The 19,406-nt window shown below is 39.5% G+C and carries 17 protein-coding genes; 6 read left to right on the top strand and 11 right to left on the bottom strand.

What is annotated here, in order from left to right; all coding sequences use genetic code 11:
• The first annotated feature begins 67 nt into the window (after window positions 1–67).
• Window positions 68–1,972 (top strand): cation:proton antiporter, encoded by a 1,905-nt coding sequence (locus CRI9333_RS19475; RefSeq protein ID WP_015204882.1) that lies wholly within the window; start codon window positions 68–70, stop codon window positions 1,970–1,972.
• A 75-nt stretch (window positions 1,973–2,047) separates the two neighbouring features.
• Here CRI9333_RS19475 and CRI9333_RS19470 read toward each other — a convergent pair whose 3' ends face one another.
• Together CRI9333_RS19470 and CRI9333_RS19465 are read right to left on the bottom strand one after the other, a co-directional pair.
• The gene (locus tag CRI9333_RS19470; RefSeq protein ID WP_015204881.1) at window positions 2,048–3,724 is read right to left on the bottom strand and encodes an ATP-binding response regulator; all 1,677 of its coding nucleotides are present in this window, start codon (window positions 3,722–3,724) and stop codon (window positions 2,048–2,050) included.
• Between the two features lie 38 nt (window positions 3,725–3,762).
• Window positions 3,763–4,464, bottom strand: a complete 702-nt coding sequence (locus tag CRI9333_RS19465; RefSeq protein WP_041226837.1) for an esterase/lipase family protein — start codon at window positions 4,462–4,464, stop codon at window positions 3,763–3,765.
• A 39-nt stretch (window positions 4,465–4,503) separates the two neighbouring features.
• Here CRI9333_RS19465 and CRI9333_RS19460 point away from each other — a divergent pair, with 39 nt between their 5' ends.
• Both CRI9333_RS19460 and CRI9333_RS19455 read left to right on the top strand, forming a co-directional pair.
• Window positions 4,504–5,247 carry a precorrin-2 C(20)-methyltransferase gene (locus CRI9333_RS19460; protein WP_015204879.1) on the top strand — a complete coding sequence of 248 codons (744 nt, stop codon included), beginning with the start codon at window positions 4,504–4,506 and terminating at the stop codon, window positions 5,245–5,247.
• A 54-nt stretch (window positions 5,248–5,301) separates the two neighbouring features.
• Window positions 5,302–6,432, top strand: coding sequence for an energy transducer TonB (locus CRI9333_RS19455; RefSeq protein WP_015204878.1), 1,131 nt, complete (start codon window positions 5,302–5,304; stop codon window positions 6,430–6,432).
• Window positions 6,433–6,712: 280 nt separating this feature from the next.
• On the opposite strand, the gene CRI9333_RS25160 is transcribed toward CRI9333_RS19455, so the two are convergent.
• The gene (locus tag CRI9333_RS25160; protein ID WP_015204877.1) at window positions 6,713–9,184 is read right to left on the bottom strand and encodes a CapA family protein; all 2,472 of its coding nucleotides are present in this window, start codon (window positions 9,182–9,184) and stop codon (window positions 6,713–6,715) included.
• 301 nt (window positions 9,185–9,485) lie between these two features.
• Between CRI9333_RS25160 and rfbB the strand changes: the two genes are divergently transcribed.
• Window positions 9,486–10,595 (top strand): dTDP-glucose 4,6-dehydratase, encoded by a 1,110-nt coding sequence (rfbB, locus tag CRI9333_RS19440; protein WP_015204876.1) that lies wholly within the window; start codon window positions 9,486–9,488, stop codon window positions 10,593–10,595.
• 146 nt (window positions 10,596–10,741) lie between these two features.
• Here rfbB and CRI9333_RS19435 read toward each other — a convergent pair whose 3' ends face one another.
• The 3 genes from CRI9333_RS19435 to rpaB all read right to left on the bottom strand — a co-directional run bounded on the left by CRI9333_RS19435 (window position 10,742) and on the right by rpaB (window position 12,916).
• On the bottom strand, window positions 10,742–11,281 hold the full coding sequence (locus CRI9333_RS19435; RefSeq protein ID WP_015204875.1) for a DUF456 domain-containing protein: 540 nt from the start codon (window positions 11,279–11,281) through the stop codon (window positions 10,742–10,744).
• A 132-nt stretch (window positions 11,282–11,413) separates the two neighbouring features.
• On the bottom strand, window positions 11,414–12,073 hold the full coding sequence (locus CRI9333_RS19430; protein ID WP_015204874.1) for a cofactor assembly of complex C subunit B: 660 nt from the start codon (window positions 12,071–12,073) through the stop codon (window positions 11,414–11,416).
• Between the two features lie 117 nt (window positions 12,074–12,190).
• Window positions 12,191–12,916 carry a response regulator transcription factor RpaB gene (rpaB, locus tag CRI9333_RS19425; protein WP_015204873.1) on the bottom strand — a complete coding sequence of 242 codons (726 nt, stop codon included), beginning with the start codon at window positions 12,914–12,916 and terminating at the stop codon, window positions 12,191–12,193.
• Between the two features lie 168 nt (window positions 12,917–13,084).
• On the opposite strand from rpaB, the gene radA reads away from it, so the two are divergent.
• Window positions 13,085–14,659 carry a DNA repair protein RadA gene (radA, locus tag CRI9333_RS19420; protein ID WP_015204872.1) on the top strand — a complete coding sequence of 525 codons (1,575 nt, stop codon included), beginning with the start codon at window positions 13,085–13,087 and terminating at the stop codon, window positions 14,657–14,659.
• Between the two features lie 122 nt (window positions 14,660–14,781).
• Here the strand turns inward: radA and CRI9333_RS19415 are convergent, their stop codons facing one another.
• Window positions 14,782–15,096, bottom strand: coding sequence for a hypothetical protein (locus tag CRI9333_RS19415; RefSeq protein WP_015204871.1), 315 nt, complete (start codon window positions 15,094–15,096; stop codon window positions 14,782–14,784).
• 351 nt (window positions 15,097–15,447) lie between these two features.
• Entirely contained in the window at window positions 15,448–16,623 is a 1,176-nt protein-coding gene (locus CRI9333_RS19410) for an FAD-dependent oxidoreductase (protein WP_015204870.1), read from the bottom strand.
• Window positions 16,624–16,798: 175 nt separating this feature from the next.
• Here CRI9333_RS19410 and CRI9333_RS19405 point away from each other — a divergent pair, with 175 nt between their 5' ends.
• Window positions 16,799–17,401: a glutathione S-transferase N-terminal domain-containing protein gene (locus CRI9333_RS19405; protein WP_015204869.1), complete on the top strand. Its 603-nt coding sequence runs from the start codon at window positions 16,799–16,801 to the stop codon at window positions 17,399–17,401.
• Window positions 17,402–17,507: 106 nt separating this feature from the next.
• Here CRI9333_RS19405 and CRI9333_RS19400 read toward each other — a convergent pair whose 3' ends face one another.
• The 3 genes from CRI9333_RS19400 to CRI9333_RS26930 all read right to left on the bottom strand — a co-directional run bounded on the left by CRI9333_RS19400 (window position 17,508) and on the right by CRI9333_RS26930 (window position 19,399).
• Window positions 17,508–18,254, bottom strand: coding sequence for an ABC transporter ATP-binding protein (locus tag CRI9333_RS19400; protein ID WP_015204868.1), 747 nt, complete (start codon window positions 18,252–18,254; stop codon window positions 17,508–17,510).
• 181 nt (window positions 18,255–18,435) lie between these two features.
• Window positions 18,436–19,239, bottom strand: coding sequence for an ABC transporter ATP-binding protein (locus CRI9333_RS19395; RefSeq protein WP_015204867.1), 804 nt, complete (start codon window positions 19,237–19,239; stop codon window positions 18,436–18,438).
• On the bottom strand, window positions 19,217–19,399 hold the full coding sequence (locus tag CRI9333_RS26930) for a hypothetical protein (protein ID WP_157462357.1): 183 nt from the start codon (window positions 19,397–19,399) through the stop codon (window positions 19,217–19,219). The genes CRI9333_RS19395 and CRI9333_RS26930 overlap by 23 nt, the downstream gene beginning before the upstream one ends.
• Window positions 19,400–19,406: the final 7 nt, after the last annotated feature.

Here is a 19,406-nt window from a genome sequence, read left to right as displayed (position 1 = left end):
TAAAAGCTTTTCTGTAATTAAACCCTCAAGTTGAGAACCAAGCTGATCGCCTGGGACAACTAAGTATATGGAAGCATCCTTTGAAATTACCCTGCAAATAGTTATCGCCGTCATTGCAGGCATTACTGCCCAAGTGCTGGCTGAATTAATTAAAGTTCCCAGTATCGTCTTTTTATTAATACTGGGTATATTGCTTGGTCACGATGGCATCCAGTTGTTACATCCCCAAGACTTAGGCGTTGGTTTAGAAGTAATTGTCGCTTTAACGGTGGCAGTTATTTTATTTGAAGGAGGATTAAATCTAGAACTGCATGAACTGGGAAAAGTTTCTGGTAGTTTGCGGAATTTAGTTACTTTTGGAACACTGATCACCCTATTTGGGGGTGGAATGGCGGCGCACTGGTTAGGAGAATTTCCTTGGGCGATCGCATTTCTCTATGCTTCTCTAGTTGTCGTCACAGGACCAACAGTAATTAGTCCCTTACTTAAGCACGTAAAAGTAGATCGCCAAGTTGCCACCCTGCTAGAAGGAGAAGGCGTTTTAATCGATCCTGTAGGGGCAATTCTGGCAGTTGTAGTACTAGATACGATTTTAAATGCTGATACTGATCCGATTGAAGCCTTCTTTGGTTTGATGATCAGGCTAGGAATCGGTGCAGCTATCGGTGTTGTTGGCGGCTGGTTGATGGGCTGGATGCTCAAAAACGCTAATTTTCTCTCAGAAGAATTAAAAAATTTGGTAGTTTTGGCTGGACTGTGGGGTTTATTTGCTTTAGCCCAAACAATCCGTAGCGAGTCAGGGTTGATGGCAACTGTAATGGCGGGAATTGTCCTCCGTGCCTCCTCAGTACCAGAAGAACGGCTGTTACTACGCTTCAAAGGACAATTGACTATTTTAGGCGTTTCAGTGCTGTTTATTCTCCTCTCGGCTGACTTATCAATTGCCAGTATGTTTGCTTTGGGATGGGGAAGCGTTTTTACTGTTTTGGCGCTGATGTTTATTGTCCGTCCGCTAAATATAGGGTTATGTACTTGGGATAGCGATTTAAACTGGCGACAGAAGTTATTTTTATGCTGGGTTGCACCGAGAGGAATTGTTTCCGCGTCGGTTGCTTCATTATTTAGCATCTTGTTAACTCAGCGAGGAGTTAACGGTGGAGATGCTATTAAGGCACTCGTATTTTTGACAATCATTATGACCGTGTTTTTGCAGGGATTGACAGCACGTTGGATTGCACAATTGCTGCAAATAACTTCTCATCAGGCAACTGGTGCGATAATTATTGGTTGTAATCCCTTGAGTATCTTAATTGCTCGAATATTTCAAGATAAGGGCGAGTCTGTAGTTTTAATTGACACAGATGCCGAAGCTTGTCGCCAAGCTGAAGCGGAAAATTTACGGGTGTATTTAAGCAGTGGTTTAGATACGGAAGTTTTAGAAGAAGCTGGTATAAGTTCCGTTGGTACTTTCCTAGCAATGACGAATAATGGGGAGGTTAATTTTGTACTTGCTCAAAGAGCAGCAGAAGAGTTTAGTCCTCCCCGTGTTTTAGCTGTATTTCCCCGTGATAATGATGCTACTACAGAAAATAAAAATACCAAGGTTCAACAAGCATTTTTATCTCAGTTATCTATTAAAACTTGGAACGAGTATTTACGTGATGGTCAAGTAAAGTTAGGAAAAACAACTTTTAAAGAATCGGGATTTTCTTTTCAACAGGTGCATTTGCAAGCATTAATTAATGCTGGAGAATTAGTACCGTTATTAATAGAACGAGATGAACGTTTGCAAGTAGTACCAGCAATGGAAGATTGGCAACATGACGATCAAATTATTTATTTGCTGCATGATGCTAGACCGAAATTGTTGAAGCGTTTATCTGGCGATACTCCTACTTCACGCTTGGCGTTAGAAAAGTTATCAGAAGTACAAGAAATTCCTCTGCCTTCTAATTTAGTGGAAATTCCTTAAGGCTGGTGATTGTTAATTGTTAATTGTTAATTGTTAATTGTTAATTGTTAATTGTTAATTGTTAATTGTTAATTGTTAATTGTTTTGACACTGCGATGGAATTGTGACTGTAAAGGTAGTTCCCATCCCAACTTTGCTGTTTACAGTGATATTACCTCCATGTAAATCTACACAATTTTTGACAATAGCTAGCCCTATACCTGTACCTGTAATACTACCCACATTACTTCCCCTATTGGAATAATTAAACAAGAGTTCTTGATCTTCATCAGGAATACCAATGCCTTCATCTTGGATACGAAAAACAGCTACGTTATCGTGATTATTTATCTCAAAAAGTATCTTGCCACCTTCGGGGGAATACTTAATGGCATTCTCAAGTAAATTAGTAATTATGTAACCTAACAGCTTTTCGTCTAAACAGGTATTTGTAAAATTACCTGTTGCGTGAAAAGAAATTGAATGTTTTTTGCTAGCCAGATTTTCCATCTCTGCCACTAAGTTTTGACAAAGTTTAGGAATATCGACATTTTGAGAGTTAACAGTTAAGTTAGTCCCAATGTCTTTGATAATTGTTCTAGCATCTTCTAATAAGTTAACAATTTTTTTGACGGCAGTTTGAATTTTTTGAACATAACGAATGGTTTTTTCCCTGCTAAAGTTATTACCATAATGTTCAATCAGTTCAGCCGCGTTTAAGATGCTACTTAAAGGAACACGAACATCATGGGATGTCATAGAGAAAAAACGTGATTTAAGCTCATTTAATTCTTGCTCTTTTTCCAGAGACGATTGAATGATTTCTAAAGATTGAGCTTGATTGAGGGCAATACTTACTTGAGATGCCAAGTGTTGTAAAAGTTCTATTTCATCCTTGAGCCAATGCCTGGTAGATTTACAAGTGTGAGCAATTAGTAAACCCCAAAAAGCATCTCTCTCTAGAATTGGTATTACTAAACTAGCTTTCACTTGAAACGGCTGTATCAGTTTGACATAACAAGGGTCTAAGATAGCCGACTCCATGTCATCAATAGCACGAACTCGTCCTTGCCGATATAATTTTAAATAGTTAACTCTAAAACAAGGATCATCAATATCGACATCTAAAAGGCTAGGGCAACCAGGAACTACAGCAGAAGCAACTACTTTACCGTGTCCATCTGGAAAAACGCGATAGAATAAAACGCGATCGCATTCTAAAAATTGCTGCACTTCACTAACTGTAGTATTGAAAATCTCTTCTAGCCCTCCAAACTGGCGAACACGCTCGGTAATTCTCCAAATTAATTGCTCTCTTTGGTATTGTTTTTCTCCTAATTCCGCTTTGGTCTGATTTGTTTTAAGCAAACGGCTGACACGCCCTAACAATACTGCCCGATGAATAGGTTTATTAATGCAGTCATCAGCACCCACTTCAAAAGCTTGTTCTACAGATAGTTCATCTTCAAAATTCGTGAGCATCAAGATGGGTGTTTGCGAGCAACAGTCAAGTTGACGGAGTTCTTTTAAGCAGGTAAAACTATTTATTTCTGGAAGCGTGTTATCTAATAAAATCAGATTTGGCAAGGATTTAGTAGAAACAGTTAAGCTTTCTAGTTTGTTGGTTGCCTCGATGACATGATATTCTTGTTCCAGTAGTGAGCGAAGTTGAAGGCGAAGTAAGCTGTCATCACTTATTATTAATACTTTGTTTTTATTCATATAAAGTAAATTGTCGTTTTTAATAGCAATTTGCTGGGATACTGTCATCATAATTTTAATACTTTGATAATTTGATGCTTGTTTGTGAGTTAAGCTAAATAAGAAACCCAAGCATTCATTGCCTCTGGAGAACCGTACCAAGTTCCAGGCGACTTGGGGGAATGTTTAACTCCCTCTATAGTTAGATTAATTGCTCCGTCGAGATGAGCAGCTTCAATAGGTGTAATACCATCTCCCCAAGTATCGCCGCGCCCGCAGGTTAATTTATAACTACTGTAGGCTAACCAACTACCTCGCCGCCTTGCACCAAAAATAGATTTACCAGCGACGCAAACATAACGCAGGTTAGGGTAAAAAGCGCCTGGATAGTTGAGTTTAACAAAATCTAGATTTTTGCGTGTCCAACGTTCACCGCTAATATGGGGGGTTCCGAGAGTTACTAACGTGGCAATATTAGGGTGAGCGTGCCATAGATTAGCATCTTCTGTGACATCCCCGTGAATACAATAAGGTTGTTCTCCTATATAAATTCGTGAAATCCAACCGCCAGCAGAGTGACCAATCAGGTTAATCTGGGAAGCGTTGTATTTTTGCATAACTTGTTTTACCGTTTGGTCAAGTTGCCGCAAAATTGGTATCATCGACCGACCGCCTACTGTCGGAAACCAATCGCGCGATCGCAATGGTACTGTCACAGTGGGGGAACCCAATTGTTCTAAAGATTGTTCTAGGGAACGGTAGGCGATCGCACCTTCCAAATAACCAGGCAAAATGACAGTTGGTAACACGATGATTAAATTTAATTTAAATTTTGGATTGTAGATTCTATTGTGCAAACAGGCAAGCTTTACGGCATTGGCGTTGGTCCAGGCGACCCAGAATTAATTACTTTTAAAGGACTGAAAATTTTGCAAGGGGTGTCTGTTGTTGCTTTTCCGGCTGGAATTAATGGTAAACCAGGAATGGCACAGCAAATTGTAGACCGTTGGCTAGTTCCTGACCAAGTACAACTTAGTTTACATTTTCCTTATGTACATGACACCACAGAACTAGCTCAAGCTTGGCAAGCTTCGGCAGGGCAGGTTTGGGAATATCTTAAATTAGGTCAAGATGTTGCTTTTGTAGCAGAAGGCGATATTAGTTTTTACAGTACTTTTACTTATTTAGCTCAGACGTTACAAGAGTTATATCCTGAAGCAGTAGTTGAAGCAGTACCAGGCATTTGCTCTCCACTAGCTGCTGTAGCAGCCTTGGGAGTGCCGTTAACGATTCGTGACCAACGCTTAGTAGTGTTACCTGCACTATATACTGTGGGGGAGCTAGAAGCCGTTTTAGACTGGGCAGATGTAGTAGTGTTGATGAAGGTAAGTTCTGTCTACGAAGATGTTTGGAAGGTTTTACAGCAATATAATTTGCTAGAGCGTAGTTGGATAGTAGAACGGGCAACATTACCAGAGCAAGTGATTTATGCTGGATTAAGCGATCGCCCTAATTTAAAATTGCCTTATTTTTCCTTGTTAATTGTCCAAGTTACGACATCAGTTAATTCTGAAATTAATATGAAAACGGGATAGATATTCAATATCTGATTCCCAATTGCTAAAAAGCAGTGAATAACCCTACCTGCTATGTCTTATTTTCCTTCGAGCAAAAACTTACCTGAACTGCTGCTAAATCCTGGTGCGATCGCGGTAGTTGTCTCCATCGGCATTCACGGCTTATTAGCCCTGAGTTTACCTACTTTATCTGCTTCTTCTAAAGAAGAAGAACAGAATATACGCCGAAGTGTCGAAGTAGTAGCATTAACACCAACAGAACAAACTCGCCTACCACAAACGACATCCCTACCACCATTAACTACCAATACACAGCCATTACCGCTTACACCCCCAATAACTTCATTACCCACCGTTCCATTGCTACCGCCTCCAGGCAATTATTCTTCTAATATTCCCCTTATTCGACTACCGCCCATATATAGAGAGAACACTCCGCCGCCATTTCCGCCCTTACGTCGAAGACCATTAATTATACAAATCCCCCAAGAAAGAAGTTCGCCCCCTGAAAGTAAAAACTCTAGCCCGTTCAAAATTTACGATCAACCATCTTCTGCTCTTCCAAAATTTTCTCAACCAGATGTACGTGAAACTGGAGAACCTAGCTCAGAAAATAGTAAACCTCAGACAGAGATACAACCTGATAATTCTTCTCAACCACAAGTTACAACTAATAATCCAGAACCGCAAAGCACCCCAGAACAAACCACAGTACCACAGCAGCCTCAACCACAACCCCAAGACACTTCTGAATCGTCACAGCAGCAAATTACTCGCAACGAAACTGGTACAACTGACGAAGAGGGACGTAAGAATATTATTGCTTGGGCAACAAAAACCCGTGATGGGCAAGACCAAGACTTAGGGCAAAGTTTTGTTGATTTGCTAGCAAAATTGCAGAAGGGAGAAGCCCCAAGAATTAGCTTTAGTCCCGCTTATCCCGAAGCAGCCTGCCCAAATAAGTTGGCTGGCACTGCTGTTATGGGTGTATTAGTTGGTGGCAAGGGGCAACTAACTGAGGAACCATTTCTGATCAAAAGTTCTGGCTACCCTATTTTCAATCAAATAGCACAGGAGACGCTGAAAGCTTACCAGTTTCAAAACAATCTTGGTAAAACACAACCTTACATAGTTGATCTCAAGTTTGAATACGACAGCAAATTTTGTTCTGAGGCAACGGCTAGTCCTACTCAAGCGCAGTAACAGTTTTTAACCCGCATTTTGTGTGTTTGAATTCAGCTAGATGAATAACAGTAGCAGGGTATATAAACGTACCTTAGTACGTCTATACATCAAATATTTGTAGCGCTCATTTTCTGAGTTGGTATTATAGCAACAGCCTCGGCGCTTAAGACATTAGCCCGCGCAGGCGGGCTTTGTTTGTATAGCCCCACCCTTGAGGGTGTGGGAGAAAAAGTGGCTGCTATATATACCTCAAAAGCATCGCTAATTTTAAGCTTTAGATTTGGAACTTGGTTTTCCTTCAAAATTTTAAAGTAAAAAACCGATAAGTCCTGAATCGTTTGTGTATTTCTCCCTTGCGATTAATTGCTAAATCAGTATTAGGAAAATCGCTCTTAGTCAGTTTGCTGATTAACTTTACACTATTTAATTGCTTATCGGGGTAAGGTAAACCTTGCCTATCAAGCATCACAGGAATAATTTTTCCAGAAACAAAATTACCCTTAGAGTTGAGTTTTACCTGTAAAACCAGTGATTTAGCTAAGTCTCCTGCTGTCGATAAAGTTCTGTAACCTACAAAATTGCCTAGTGAATAGGCAATCATTTTTCCTTTGTATAATTCCATCGCCCTGACAACGTGGGGACCATGACCTAACACCAAATCCGCACCATTGTCAATCAAAGTGCGGGAAAAAAGTACCATATTTCCTCGGTTCTCTCCGTGAAAATTCTCTTGTTTATTTTTTACCCGTATGGCATCTGTTCCTTCAGCACCGCCATGAACTGAGATAACAACAATTTTGGCGTTTTGTTTAGCTTCTAAAACCAGTGCTTTGGCTGCCTCTAAATCATTTAAAGAATTATGGACATCGAGAGAACTAAACCCAATAAAAGCAATGGGAATATCTTTTACCTTCTTGTAAACAATTTCGTTTTTCTTGCCCACAGGTTTCATGCCTGCGTTTGCGATAGTTTTCATTGTGTCAGTAAAACCAACTTGAGAAAAATCTAAAGAATGGTTATTGGCAACACTTAAAACATCAAAACCTGTTTTTTTGAAAACATTCACAAATGTTGGTGGTGTCCTGAAAGCAAATACCATTGGACGGCTGGTATCTTTGCCAACTCTAGAAGAATTAGTAAATGTACTTTCAAAATTTCCAAATAAAATATCAGCCCCGTCCAAAGATTTTTTGACTTTTTTAAAAATTTTGTTCTTGTCTGGTAATCGGTTATTGGGGAAATTTGTACCAGGAACTATATCACCTACCGCTTTGATAGTAATATAACCATCATTTTTTGACACTTGTGGTTTAGAAATTGAGCCAGGTTTAGAATTTGCAGGCGAAGTTGTATCTTGTTTTTGCTTAGGTGAAGGTGTTTTAGTCGGCTGAGATTTAGGCGCATCATTAACAGCATCTTTTTCAGGCTGTTTTTCTGGTAACCAAGGCTGAGAGGTAGTTTGAGGAGTTGGTGTTGTGTCTGCTTTTGGAGTATTAGATGGTACTGAAGGTTTAGGTTCAAGATTTTTATCAGATTTCTCCTCTGTTGGGGATGTCCAAGAAGAATTAGGTTTTGAGGATTTATCGGCTGCTGGCAAATCATCAGGAGATTTTTGATTTTGGTCAGACTTATCAGCAGGGTTTTCTTTTGTAGAAGTTTGAGGTTTAGTCTGGCTGGCTGGAGATGCTGGTGTTGATGTAGCAGGAACAGTAGATTTTTCTTTTTTAGAAGGTTCAGTAGTAGGTTTAGGAGTTACAGATAATTTATTAGGTGCAGCTTTAGGCGGTTGCGTAGTTTGTTTAGAAGTGGAGGCTTTTTTATCTAATGTGGCATCAGATGTATCCTGAGAAGAAGATTTAGAGTCAGACTTAGTTGTTAATGATTGAGTTTTTGATTTTGAAGGCTCATGTGATTTTGCCTTGACTTTAGGCGTGGACTTAGAGGATTTCTTGTTTAATTTATTCTTTTTATGGGAATTCTTCTTCTTAGTTGATTTATCTTTTGATGGTTTTGCTTCCGACTGTTTAGCAGGTTTTTCTGATTTAGAAGCAGATTTATCGTCCTTTTTCGCAGACGTATCAGTTGTTTGTGTTAACTTAGGCGGTTCATCAGATGATGGTTTGGTTTCAGACTGTTTAGGAGATTTTTCTGATTTGAAAGTAGGTTTCTGCTCTTTTTCAGCAGACGTATTGGGTTGGTTATTTAAGTCGAATGTATCAGGAAATATCGAATTTACCCATGAATTGTTTTTTTCGTTAAATAAATTCTGTACATCAACAGTTGTTTCTGTATTGGGTGTATCATCTATTACTATATTTGGTTGAGATTTTACTACCAAACCCCATGTACCCAATAAAAACCAGCTAAGAGAACTTAATAATAATAATGATAAATTGGTTGTACTTTTTGTGGCTTTGGCTTGTGGCTGTTTGCTGCCTTTACTAAACCAGGTTTGTGCGAAGCTAGACCAGGAATCAGATATTTCATCCAAGTCCAAGGTTTGAGTCCAAATGTGATCTCCTTGGTTGTTTTGTCGCCCATAAATTTGAACAGTTTTAAGCAATTTAGTTCGTAAATGGTTTAGCTCATTGCTGATCAATTTGATACAGTAAGATGGTTCAGGTGCTTCAGCAGATACCAGCACAACGTAGAGACAAGTATCATAGCGGTAGCACTGTACAGTTATGTCTTTGTTATTTAAAGCTTGGTTAATGAGAGTTGAAATTCCTTGTTCGTTGCCGTTTTGGGCTAAAGTGAAAAGTTCTTGCATATTCCTGATTTATTTCCTCACGTCACGATAATGTTTAAATGATACGCCTGAAAAAGGCTAACCCCAATTAGGTGAAATTATCTATGTATTCAGCTATTTGAGGACTTAGAAAAACTAATTAAGCGTAATCTATGTTAAGTAGAATAACCTAAAAATATCAAATTAAAACCCCGTCTTCAGCTTCTCAGTATTCGCGGGTAGGGTAGAAAGTTTTATGTTGAATTAGGTTGACGTACTTATTACCAGATTTTAAGGCTATTTGGAAATTAGTTTACAATCAAGTTTGGAGATTTATATTGTTATGCAAAACAACGTGAATGTTGATTTAGTAAGGATACCACGTCGGTTATTGGTGACAGGTGGCGCAGGGTTTATTGGCGCAAATTTTGTCCATCACTGGTGCGATCGCTATCCCAATGACCGTATAGTGGTTCTAGATGCCCTTACCTACGCTGGTAATCAAGCTAATTTAAAGGATTTGGAGGGACGGGAAAATTTTCGCTTTGTGCAGGGGAATATCTGCGATCGCGCCCTCATAGACGAATTACTATATACAGAAAACCTAAATACAATCGCCCACTTTGCGGCTGAATCCCACGTTGATCGCTCAATTTTAGCACCAGACGCATTTATACAAACTAACGTTGTCGGCACATTAACTCTACTAGAAGCTTTCAAAAAACGCTGGCAAACACTAAATCAAGCTACAACTAGCAGCGAACATCCAGTATTTTTGCACGTTTCTACTGATGAAGTTTACGGCAGTCTAACACCAGATGCCCCAGCATTTACAGAAACCACACCTTACGCACCTAATAGTCCTTATTCTGCTTCTAAAGCTGGTAGCGATCATTTAGTACGCGCATATTACCATACCTACGGTTTACCAACAATTATCACTAATTGCTCTAATAATTATGGACCTTATCATTTTCCTGAAAAGTTAATTCCCTTGATGTGTATCAACATCTTAATGGGTAAACCATTACCTGTTTACGGAGATGGTCAAAATGTTAGGGATTGGTTATATGTTGGCGATCATTGTGCAGCTTTAGATGTAGTTATCCATAAAGGCGAACCAGGACAAACTTATAACATTGGGGGCAATAACGAAGTTAAGAATATTGATTTAGTAACAACTCTTTGTCAATTAATGGATGAAGCTGATATAAAATTGCCTGTGCGTCCTGCTAATGAGTTAATTACGTTTGTTAAAGATAGACTAGGACACGATCGCCGTTATGCGATTAATGCTACAAAAATTAAAACAGAGTTGGGGTGGAGTCCTTCAGTAACTGTGGAAGAGGGGTTACGTCAAACTGTGGAATGGTATCTTAATAACCGTGATTGGTGGGAACCTTTGTTATCACCTGAGTATCAAGCTTATTATCAGAAGGTTTATGCTTCTTAATTAGATTTGGGATATTAAGGCGGGTAATTACCGCCTTAGTTTTTGATGGTTGTCTGGTGGGATGGAAGATTTATTTTTTTAACGCAAAGGATCGCAAAGGTATACGCAAAGGATCGCAAAGGTAAGATATTTATCAGAGTCAGTTTTTATGTCCCTACTCCCATCTGCCAGGTAGTGACTAAGAAAACTGTAATAGCTGCGATCGCTAATATACCTTGAATTAATCGCCCAACTACTGTACCTACGACAATACCTACACCTGCTTTAAAAGATTGCTTAAGTCTAGGCTCAAATTCTAACTCTCGTCTGTAGATAAATTCTCCTACAATTGCACCTAATAATGGTCCAAGCACAATCCCTAATAATGGACCTCCAATGGGTAAAGCTGGCAATAAGCCGAAGAATCCTAAAAATAAGCCTACTATTGCCCCAATTTGTCCCCAATTACTCGCTCCAGCTTGTTTTGCTCCCCAGTAGGTAGCTAAAAAATCAATCCCGATACTAAGCAGAAAAACGACAACGGCGACTCCTAGTGGCAAACCTACAGTATTAAAACCGTTAACTGCGCCCCAGATAATAATTGCCCCAACAATCAAGCTAGAACCAGGAATACCAGGAATTACAGCGCCAATTACACCAACAACCATGACGGCAACTAACAGCCAGTAGATAACAGTTAAACTCATAAATTGCGTATACCTACAGTTTTCTCAAAGATAACCATATATCTGCGTTTATCTGCGTCCATCTGCGGTTCAAAATTTTTCTAAAGAATTTAAAGCCCGCGCAGGCGGGCTTAGTTCGTATAGCTCCAGGCTTCAGCCTGCGGGCATTTCTAAATAACTACTAAGAGTATTTGCCAATTTATCAGCAATCCCCTGTATCCAATTTTCATCTTGCTTTGTATAACTGCGAGGCGCATTAGCTCCTAAAATTAACACACCTTGATCGCCAATTGGTTGACAAATTACGCCTTGGGTATTTTCTGGCAAATAATCAAATTCTATTCTGCCTGGATAAGCTTTCAAATCTACTAAATAAACAGGCTTTTGTTTATCTAAGACGCGCTGTAAAATTGCTCCGGGTTTAAGATCGGGGTTAGTTCCTAAGACTCCACGCCGTAATAGTACTTTACCTTGATATAAAATTACGAGCGATCGCGTCACAGTATTAGTTAACAATAGATGCGATGCCCAAGCTAGTTCTGTTTTCACCGTATCGGGCAATGTCGGTGATAGTTCAAAGCCTTCTTCCCCAATTAGATTAACAGCATCGGGAGTGCGTGACTGCACCTGCTGCCACAATAAACCAGTCAAAATTAAGAATGCAGTAACAATTACGCCGACTGCATCAGAACGCGCCTGGGAATTTGTGAGTTCCGGTGTTAGCAAGCGGTTGATGAATAACAAAACGCCCGCTAAACTACCTGCAAACAATGGTAAACGTCGCAATACCTGATTTTGATCTGGTTTAGCCATAAGTTAGCGATTAGCGATTAGCTGTTAGCTTTTTGTTGGAAACACATTTATTTTATTTATAAATAATGCCACTAATCAATTAACTCAGCTAATCACTAATCGCTAAAAGCCAATCGCTTACTCATCAGGATCTAGAATTCGCTGGAATAAATAGCCTGTACCCCTTGCCGTCAGAATTAACTCTGGATTACTCGGATCATCTTCCAACTTAGCCCGTAAGCGCGAAATGTGGACATCTACCACCCGCGTATCTACGTGGCGTTCGGGAGTATAACCCCAAACTTCTTGCAAGATTTCTGAACGTGAAAATGGTTCCCCAGAACGACTAACTAGCAATTCCAGCAAGCTAAACTCCATCCCTGTGAGTCGGATGCGTTCATCGCCTTTATAAACCTGACGCTTGTTAGTGTCAATTTTAATATTCCCCACCAGGATGACACCGGAACTGGGAATGCCGGAACCACCTATTTTGTCTACCCGCCGTAAAACGGAACGAATACGGGCTTCCAATTCTTTAGGAGAAAAAGGCTTAACAACGTAGTCATCTGCGCCTAGCTCTAAACCTGTAATCCGGTCTGCTACATCTCCTAAAGCAGTTAGCATAATGATGGGAACATCAGATTCTTTTCGCAATTCCTGACAAACACCATAGCCATCAAGCTTTGGCATCATTACATCCAAAACCACTAAATCCGGTTCAGCTTTGCGAAAAGTCTCTAGGGCTTCCTCTCCATCGGCAGCAGTGACTACATCGTAACCAATCATTGACAGTCGAGTTTCTAAGATCCGACGAATGCTGGCTTCATCGTCCACTACCAGGATTTTTTCTTTGTGGCTTTCCAAGCTCTTCAATGCTCCTAGTTTCTGTTGTTTCTGAACATTAATTTTTTATACCTTATCTTTAACATATCATTGTATGAGAGTAACAAATAAAAGCTTGAAACCCTTACTCAATCAGCTTTTTAACTTTTCTTTACATTAACGTAACTTAAATTTCTTTAACAATTCGGAATGGCAAAGCCAAAAACGTCTTATTTTTGTAACGCCTGCGGTGCAGAATCCTCACAATGGTTTGGGAAATGTCCATCTTGTGGCACTTACAATTCTTTGGATGAGCAGGTTACTACAGCGCCTGGTAATTCTACTAGCCGCAATGGTTGGCAATCTCAACCACGAGGTAATAGTAAATCGCCGAAATCTCCTCAACCGCGAGCTTCAATTAAATTTGCTGATATTACTGAAAGAGACCAACCCCGATGGGCATCGGGATACGGAGAGTTAGATAGAGTATTAGGTGGTGGGATTGTTCCAGGTTCTCTAGTATTAATTGGTGGTGATCCTGGGATTGGTAAATCAACTTTATTGCTTCAAGTAGCTAATAGTTTGTCCCACAATTTCCGCATCCTTTATGTGTCTGGGGAAGAATCAGGGCAGCAAATTAAGCTTAGGGCTTCTCGCTTGGGTGTGGGGAATGCTACTGAGGAAGATGTAACAGATAATGCTGTGTCATCTTCTGTTCATAACGCAAGTGAGGATGGTCATGTAACAATTGAAGCAGATATTAGTTTAGTAACCTCGTCTGAGGTAGTTATTAAGCCTGCTACTAATGATCCAAATTTGTATGCGTTGGCGGAAACAGATTTAGAGGAGATTCTTAAGGAACTGGAATCTTTAAAGCCTCATGTGGCGGTGATTGATAGTATTCAAACTGTTTACTTTTCATCTTTAACATCGGCTCCAGGTTCAGTATCTCAGGTGCGGGAATGTACTTCCGCTTTGATGCAGGTGGCGAAGCGTGAAGATATTACGCTGTTGATTGTAGGTCATGTTACTAAAGAAGGCGCGATCGCAGGACCAAAAGTGCTGGAACATTTAGTTGATACAGTACTGTATTTTGAAGGCGATCGCTTTGCTTCTCATCGTCTGCTACGCTCGGTTAAAAACCGCTTTGGTGCTACCCACGAAATCGGCGTGTTTGAGATGGTTGATCGGGGTTTGCGAGAAGTATCAAACCCTTCAGAGCTATTTTTAGGCAACCGCGATGATATGGCTCCTGGTACGTCGATTGTGGTGGCGTGTGAAGGTACTCGCCCAATTGTGGTAGAGTTACAAGCTTTGGTAAGTCCAACTAGCTATTCTTCACCTCGGCGTTCTACTACTGGCGTTGACTATAACCGACTACTACAAATTTTGGCAGTTTTAGAAAAAAGAGTGGGTATTCCGCTTTCTAAATTGGATGTTTATGTTGCTTCCGCAGGTGGTTTAAATGTTGAAGAACCAGCAATGGATTTAGGAATTGCGATCGCAGTTGTTGCTAGTTTCCGCGATCGCGTTGTTGATGCTGGTACTGTTTTAATTGGCGAAGTTGGTTTAGGTGGACAAGTTCGCGGCGTTTCCCAAATGGAATTACGACTTAAAGAAGCTGCCAAATTAGGATTTAAACGCGCAATTATACCTAAAGGTCAAAATTTCCCTGACGTTGGGTTAGAAGTTATCCAGGTAGCAAAAGTAATTGATGCGATCGTTGCTGCTATCCCCATACAAAATAACATTGATGATGAGGAATATGACAGTGATGAGGAATAGTAAAATATCTAATTATTCCTCAGCATTTAGCGATCTTACAATCCTATTCGTATATCCCAATCTTCCCTTTATTATGCGTTGGGTATGAGCGACAGTTTTAATAAATTTGCTAACTAATTAGCTTAATCCCTGTCTCGTTTGGGTTTAGGAGCACCTCGCTGAGGACTAGAGCGGGAAGTACTCTTTTGCTGTACAGCAGCATTTCTTATTTCTTTGTCAGGAGGGATTATTAGGTTATTTGCTAATCTAGATCCAGCCGTTTGAGGTAATTTTTGAACTTGATTAATGCTAATTAAGTCTGGAAAATTAGAATTATTAAGCACGTTTGCCAAGTTAGGCTCTGACCCCATTAAAACTTTGCTATTTCTTGCCCATCCGGGTAAAGCTATTAGCGTAAAACTCAAAATTGTCCAACTTAAAAATAATGTTTTAATCATGGCACCCTCTCTTGAAAACGAAATTATATAGAACTTTTTGTTCGACTAAGTGAACTACATAAGTTCATCTTTAAATTAACAGGTTGGGCAATCAATTTAAAGTTAACATAATTCAATTACAGAGACTAGCATTTTAGAATTATTACTTCATGTTTATTTAGATAGATTCATATTTAGTCAAAAAAATATTAATTGTCAAAAAAATATGAATTTTATTGTCTGTCTTCAATGTTACCTAAATTCCCTCGTTCACCCTGTTACCCCTCACCCCTCACCCCTTACTGAATCGCGACAAGTGGTAACTTTATAGTCGGAAGAAACTATTTTGTTTTAAAAGATTAATGATCACTGTTAAGTTAGCGCTGATGATTGAGGTAAATCCTTAAACTGAACCATAAAATTTCGGTCAATTTGATCTTTCAAGCGCCACAAAATGGGAGATGCACAACCACAAACTCCCCAAGAAGCGATCGCTGATTTATCACCAGTCCCAATCAAGTTAAGATATTGTTTTTGTGGGATATAAGGCTTTAAGGGTTTTCCTAATAAAGCGTGTTGCAAATTTTTAAACAGTGGTTCTCCTTGGCGCACCGCAAATACTCCAGCTTTAGGGCGAGGATGATTTACCATTGTGGCAATATCGCCAGTAGCAAATATATAAGGATGAGACAAAGATTGCAAGGTATCGTCCACCAACACAAAATTGTTATCAGTTGCTAGTCCAGCAGTTTGTAACCAACTCGGCGCAGATGCTTGAGTTACCCAAAAAATGTAGTCCGAATCAATGGTTAAACCTGACTCGCATATAAGCTGATGAGGTTGAACTAAATTAACTTTTTCTTTGAGGTATAAATGAATACCTTTTTGAGTAAGAATTTGTTGTATGTAAGTACGCACCCATCGGTTATGGTGTGGTAGCAGTTCAGCATAACGATGGCATAAATTAATCTTTAAGTTAGCTGTAGGTTGCTGAGAATTTTTAAGGATTTGATCTAAGCGCGATCGCATTGCCATTGCCAGTTCTACACCACCAGCACCACCGCCAACAATAGTCAAAGATATTGGTTTTTGAGGATTTTTAGTAAATTTTTCTAATAGATCATTCCATACTGCTAAAAACTTCTTGACTGGTTTAACCGGAATTGCGTAATCTGTTGCGCCTACTACAGATTCTCTTGCTGGAGTACTACCAATATTGATTGATAACAGATCAAATGGTACAGGTGGACTGTTAGCGCAGATAACTAGATTTTTTTCCAGGTCTAAACTAATTGCTTGGTCAATAATTAAATTGGCTTGAGCAAACTGAGCCAAACTTGACAGATTAATATGGCATTGCTCGTGAGTATAAAAACCTGCAACATGACCAGGCAACATTCCAGAATAGGGTGTATCTACACATTCTGTAATTAAGGTAAGCTGGACACCTGGTAGCGGATTAATGCCAAACAGTTTTAGGGCGATCGCATGGCTATGACCACCACCAATTAGTACTAATTTTTTAACTATCGACTGAGTAAATGGCATTTACTTATCATAAAACTTATGCCTTCAAAGAAGCAAGCAGAACATTGAAGCAAGTCAATTTTAGACAAACGTAATACTAGGTAAATACAATTTGTTATCAAGTGCGATCGCACCCCTCTTTTGAAGCTACACTACACTTAATTACTATTCTTAATAAATTTTTGAATCACTGATCATGATTGACCTTTACACCTTCACAACACCCAATGGGCGCAAAGCTTCTGTTATGTTGGAGGAAGTCGAACTTCCTTACAACATCCATAAGATAGATATTACCAAGAATGAACAATTTACTCCTGAGTTTCTAGCAATTAATCCTAATAGTAAAATTCCCGCTATTATCGACCAAGACACAGGAATGACAATTTTTGAGTCTGGTGCGATTCTAATTTATTTAGCGGAGAAAACTGGCAAATTCTTACCGACAGATCAAAAAAGCCGTTTTGAAGTCATAGAATGGTTAATGTTTCAGATGGCTAGTGTCGGACCTATGTTAGGTCAACTAAATCACTTCAAGAAATTTGCACCTGAACAAATACCTTATGCTATTGAACGTTATCAAAAAGAAACACTGAGAATTTATAGTGTTTTAGATAAACAATTATCAGATAAAGAATTTATTTGTAACGAATATTCTATTGCTGATATGGCGACATTTCCCTGGATTGCTATTTATGAATTTCAAGGGTTAACTTTAGACAATCATCCAAATTTAAAACGTTGGGTTGAAACTGTTCAGCAGCGTCCAGCAGTACAACGCGGGATGGCTGTACCGTAAGCAACTTTTTCATCCCCTACCCTCAAGGGTAGGGCTATACAAACAAAGCTCGCCTGTGCGGGCTAATACATTAAACGCCTTGGCAGTTGCTATAATTGTTAATTGTTTATCCGAGATAAGCTTTTTTAACTCGTTCATCTGCAAGTAGATCTGAAGCTTTTCCGGTGAGAGTAATGCAACCAGCTTCAAGCACATATCCTCGATCCGAAATTTGTAAAGCTAGGTTAGCGTTTTGTTCTACTAAAAGAATTGTTACACCAGTAGAACGTAAATTTTCAATAATTGAAAATATTTCAAGTACAATTGCGGGGGCAAGTCCCAAACTAGGTTCATCTAATAATAATAATTTGGGGCGGCACATTAAAGCACGAGCGATCGCTAACATTTGCTGTTCCCCGCCGCTTAGAGTTCCTGCTAGTTGATGACGGCGTTCTGCTAAACGTGGGAATAATTCAAATTGGCGCTCAATATCTGTACTTACCTGTTTAGCATCAGAACAAATATATCCGCCTAATTCCAAATTATCAAGCACTGTTTGCCTTGCTAAGACTCTCCGCCCTTCAGGAGAATGGGCAAGTCCCAGGCGTACAACTTCGTGTGCTGGACGGCGAGTAATGTCATGCTGGTTATACACAATTAAGCCACTGCGAGTATTAACTAACCTCGAAATTGCTCGCAGAGTGGTAGTTTTACCAGCACCATTAGCACCAATAAGAGTAACAACTTCGCCACGATTAACAAATAAATTAATATCTATCAGCGCGTGAATACCACCGTAGTTAACGTATATTTCTCTAATTTCTAACAGTGACGTAGAAGTTGGTTGATGTACTTCTTGATCTTTAATATTCATTAAACCCCGTAGCCTTAGTCAAATTTTAGAAAATTAACCACAGATAAACACAGATGCACACAGATGAAACAAATAATTTTTGCTCATTAGTTTAAGTAGGTCAACCTAATTAAATATAAGATATGATTTTTGAACTCTCTCTGCTCCTCTGCCCCTCTGCTTTATTAACTGGATCTATTTATTATTCTGCTCCCAAGTAAGCTTCCATCACCGCAGGATCAGATTTAACTTCTGTAGGCTTACCCAAAGCAATTAATTTACCAAAATTCAAAACAGCAATGCGATCGCACAAACCCATAACTAAGGGAACATGATGCTCAATTAGAATAACAGTTAAATTGAACTGAGCGCGAATTTCGCGGATAAATGCGCTTAATAGTTGTTTTTCGCTGGGATTCATACCCGCAGCAGGTTCGTCTAGCAGTAAAACTTCAGGGTTAAGGGCGAGGGCGCGGGCAATTTCTAGGCGACGTTGATCCCCGTATGGTAAATTGCGAGCTTTTTCATCAGCGCGATCTACCAAACCCATCAATTCCAACAACTCTAAAGCCTTCTGTTTAGTCTTATGTTCTTCGTTTAAAGCAAACGGTAGACCTAGCACTCCTGTAAAAAAGTTACTTTTGGTATGGAGATGCCTTGCTATAATCACATTTTCTAATGGTGATAAATCGCCAAATAAGCGAATATTTTGGAAAGTTCTAGCGATACCTTTAGCAGCAATTTTGTGAGGACGTAGTTTAGAAATATCTTCGTTTTGATAAATTAACTGCCCGCTAGAAGGGTTAATTATTCCTGTAATCAAATTAAATAGCGTCGTTTTACCAGCACCGTTAGGACCAATTACTCCAAATATTTCGTTTTTTGGGACTGTAAAAGAGACATCATTGACAGCAACTAAACCGCCAAATCTGCGAGTTAGGTTTTTAGCTTCTAATACAGGACTAGCATTATCTGGAATATGATCAATTAGTTGCTGTTGGGTCATTATTGACATACTCCCCTGCTAACGGCTTGCAGCATAAATTTAATAACAGACGCGATACTCCTGCGGAGTCGCTGCGCGATCGCACTTCCAACACTAATAGAAAAATGCGTAGGCGAAGCCCGTCGTAGACATCGCCCTTCACCTCGGATTTATCCGTCACTACAACA

The organism is Crinalium epipsammum PCC 9333 (genome assembly GCF_000317495.1).
Taxonomy (GTDB): domain Bacteria; phylum Cyanobacteriota; class Cyanobacteriia; order Cyanobacteriales; family PCC-9333; genus Crinalium; species Crinalium epipsammum.
Note: the sequence above shows the minus strand (reverse complement) of the source record. Positions and strands in the feature narration are given on the sequence as shown.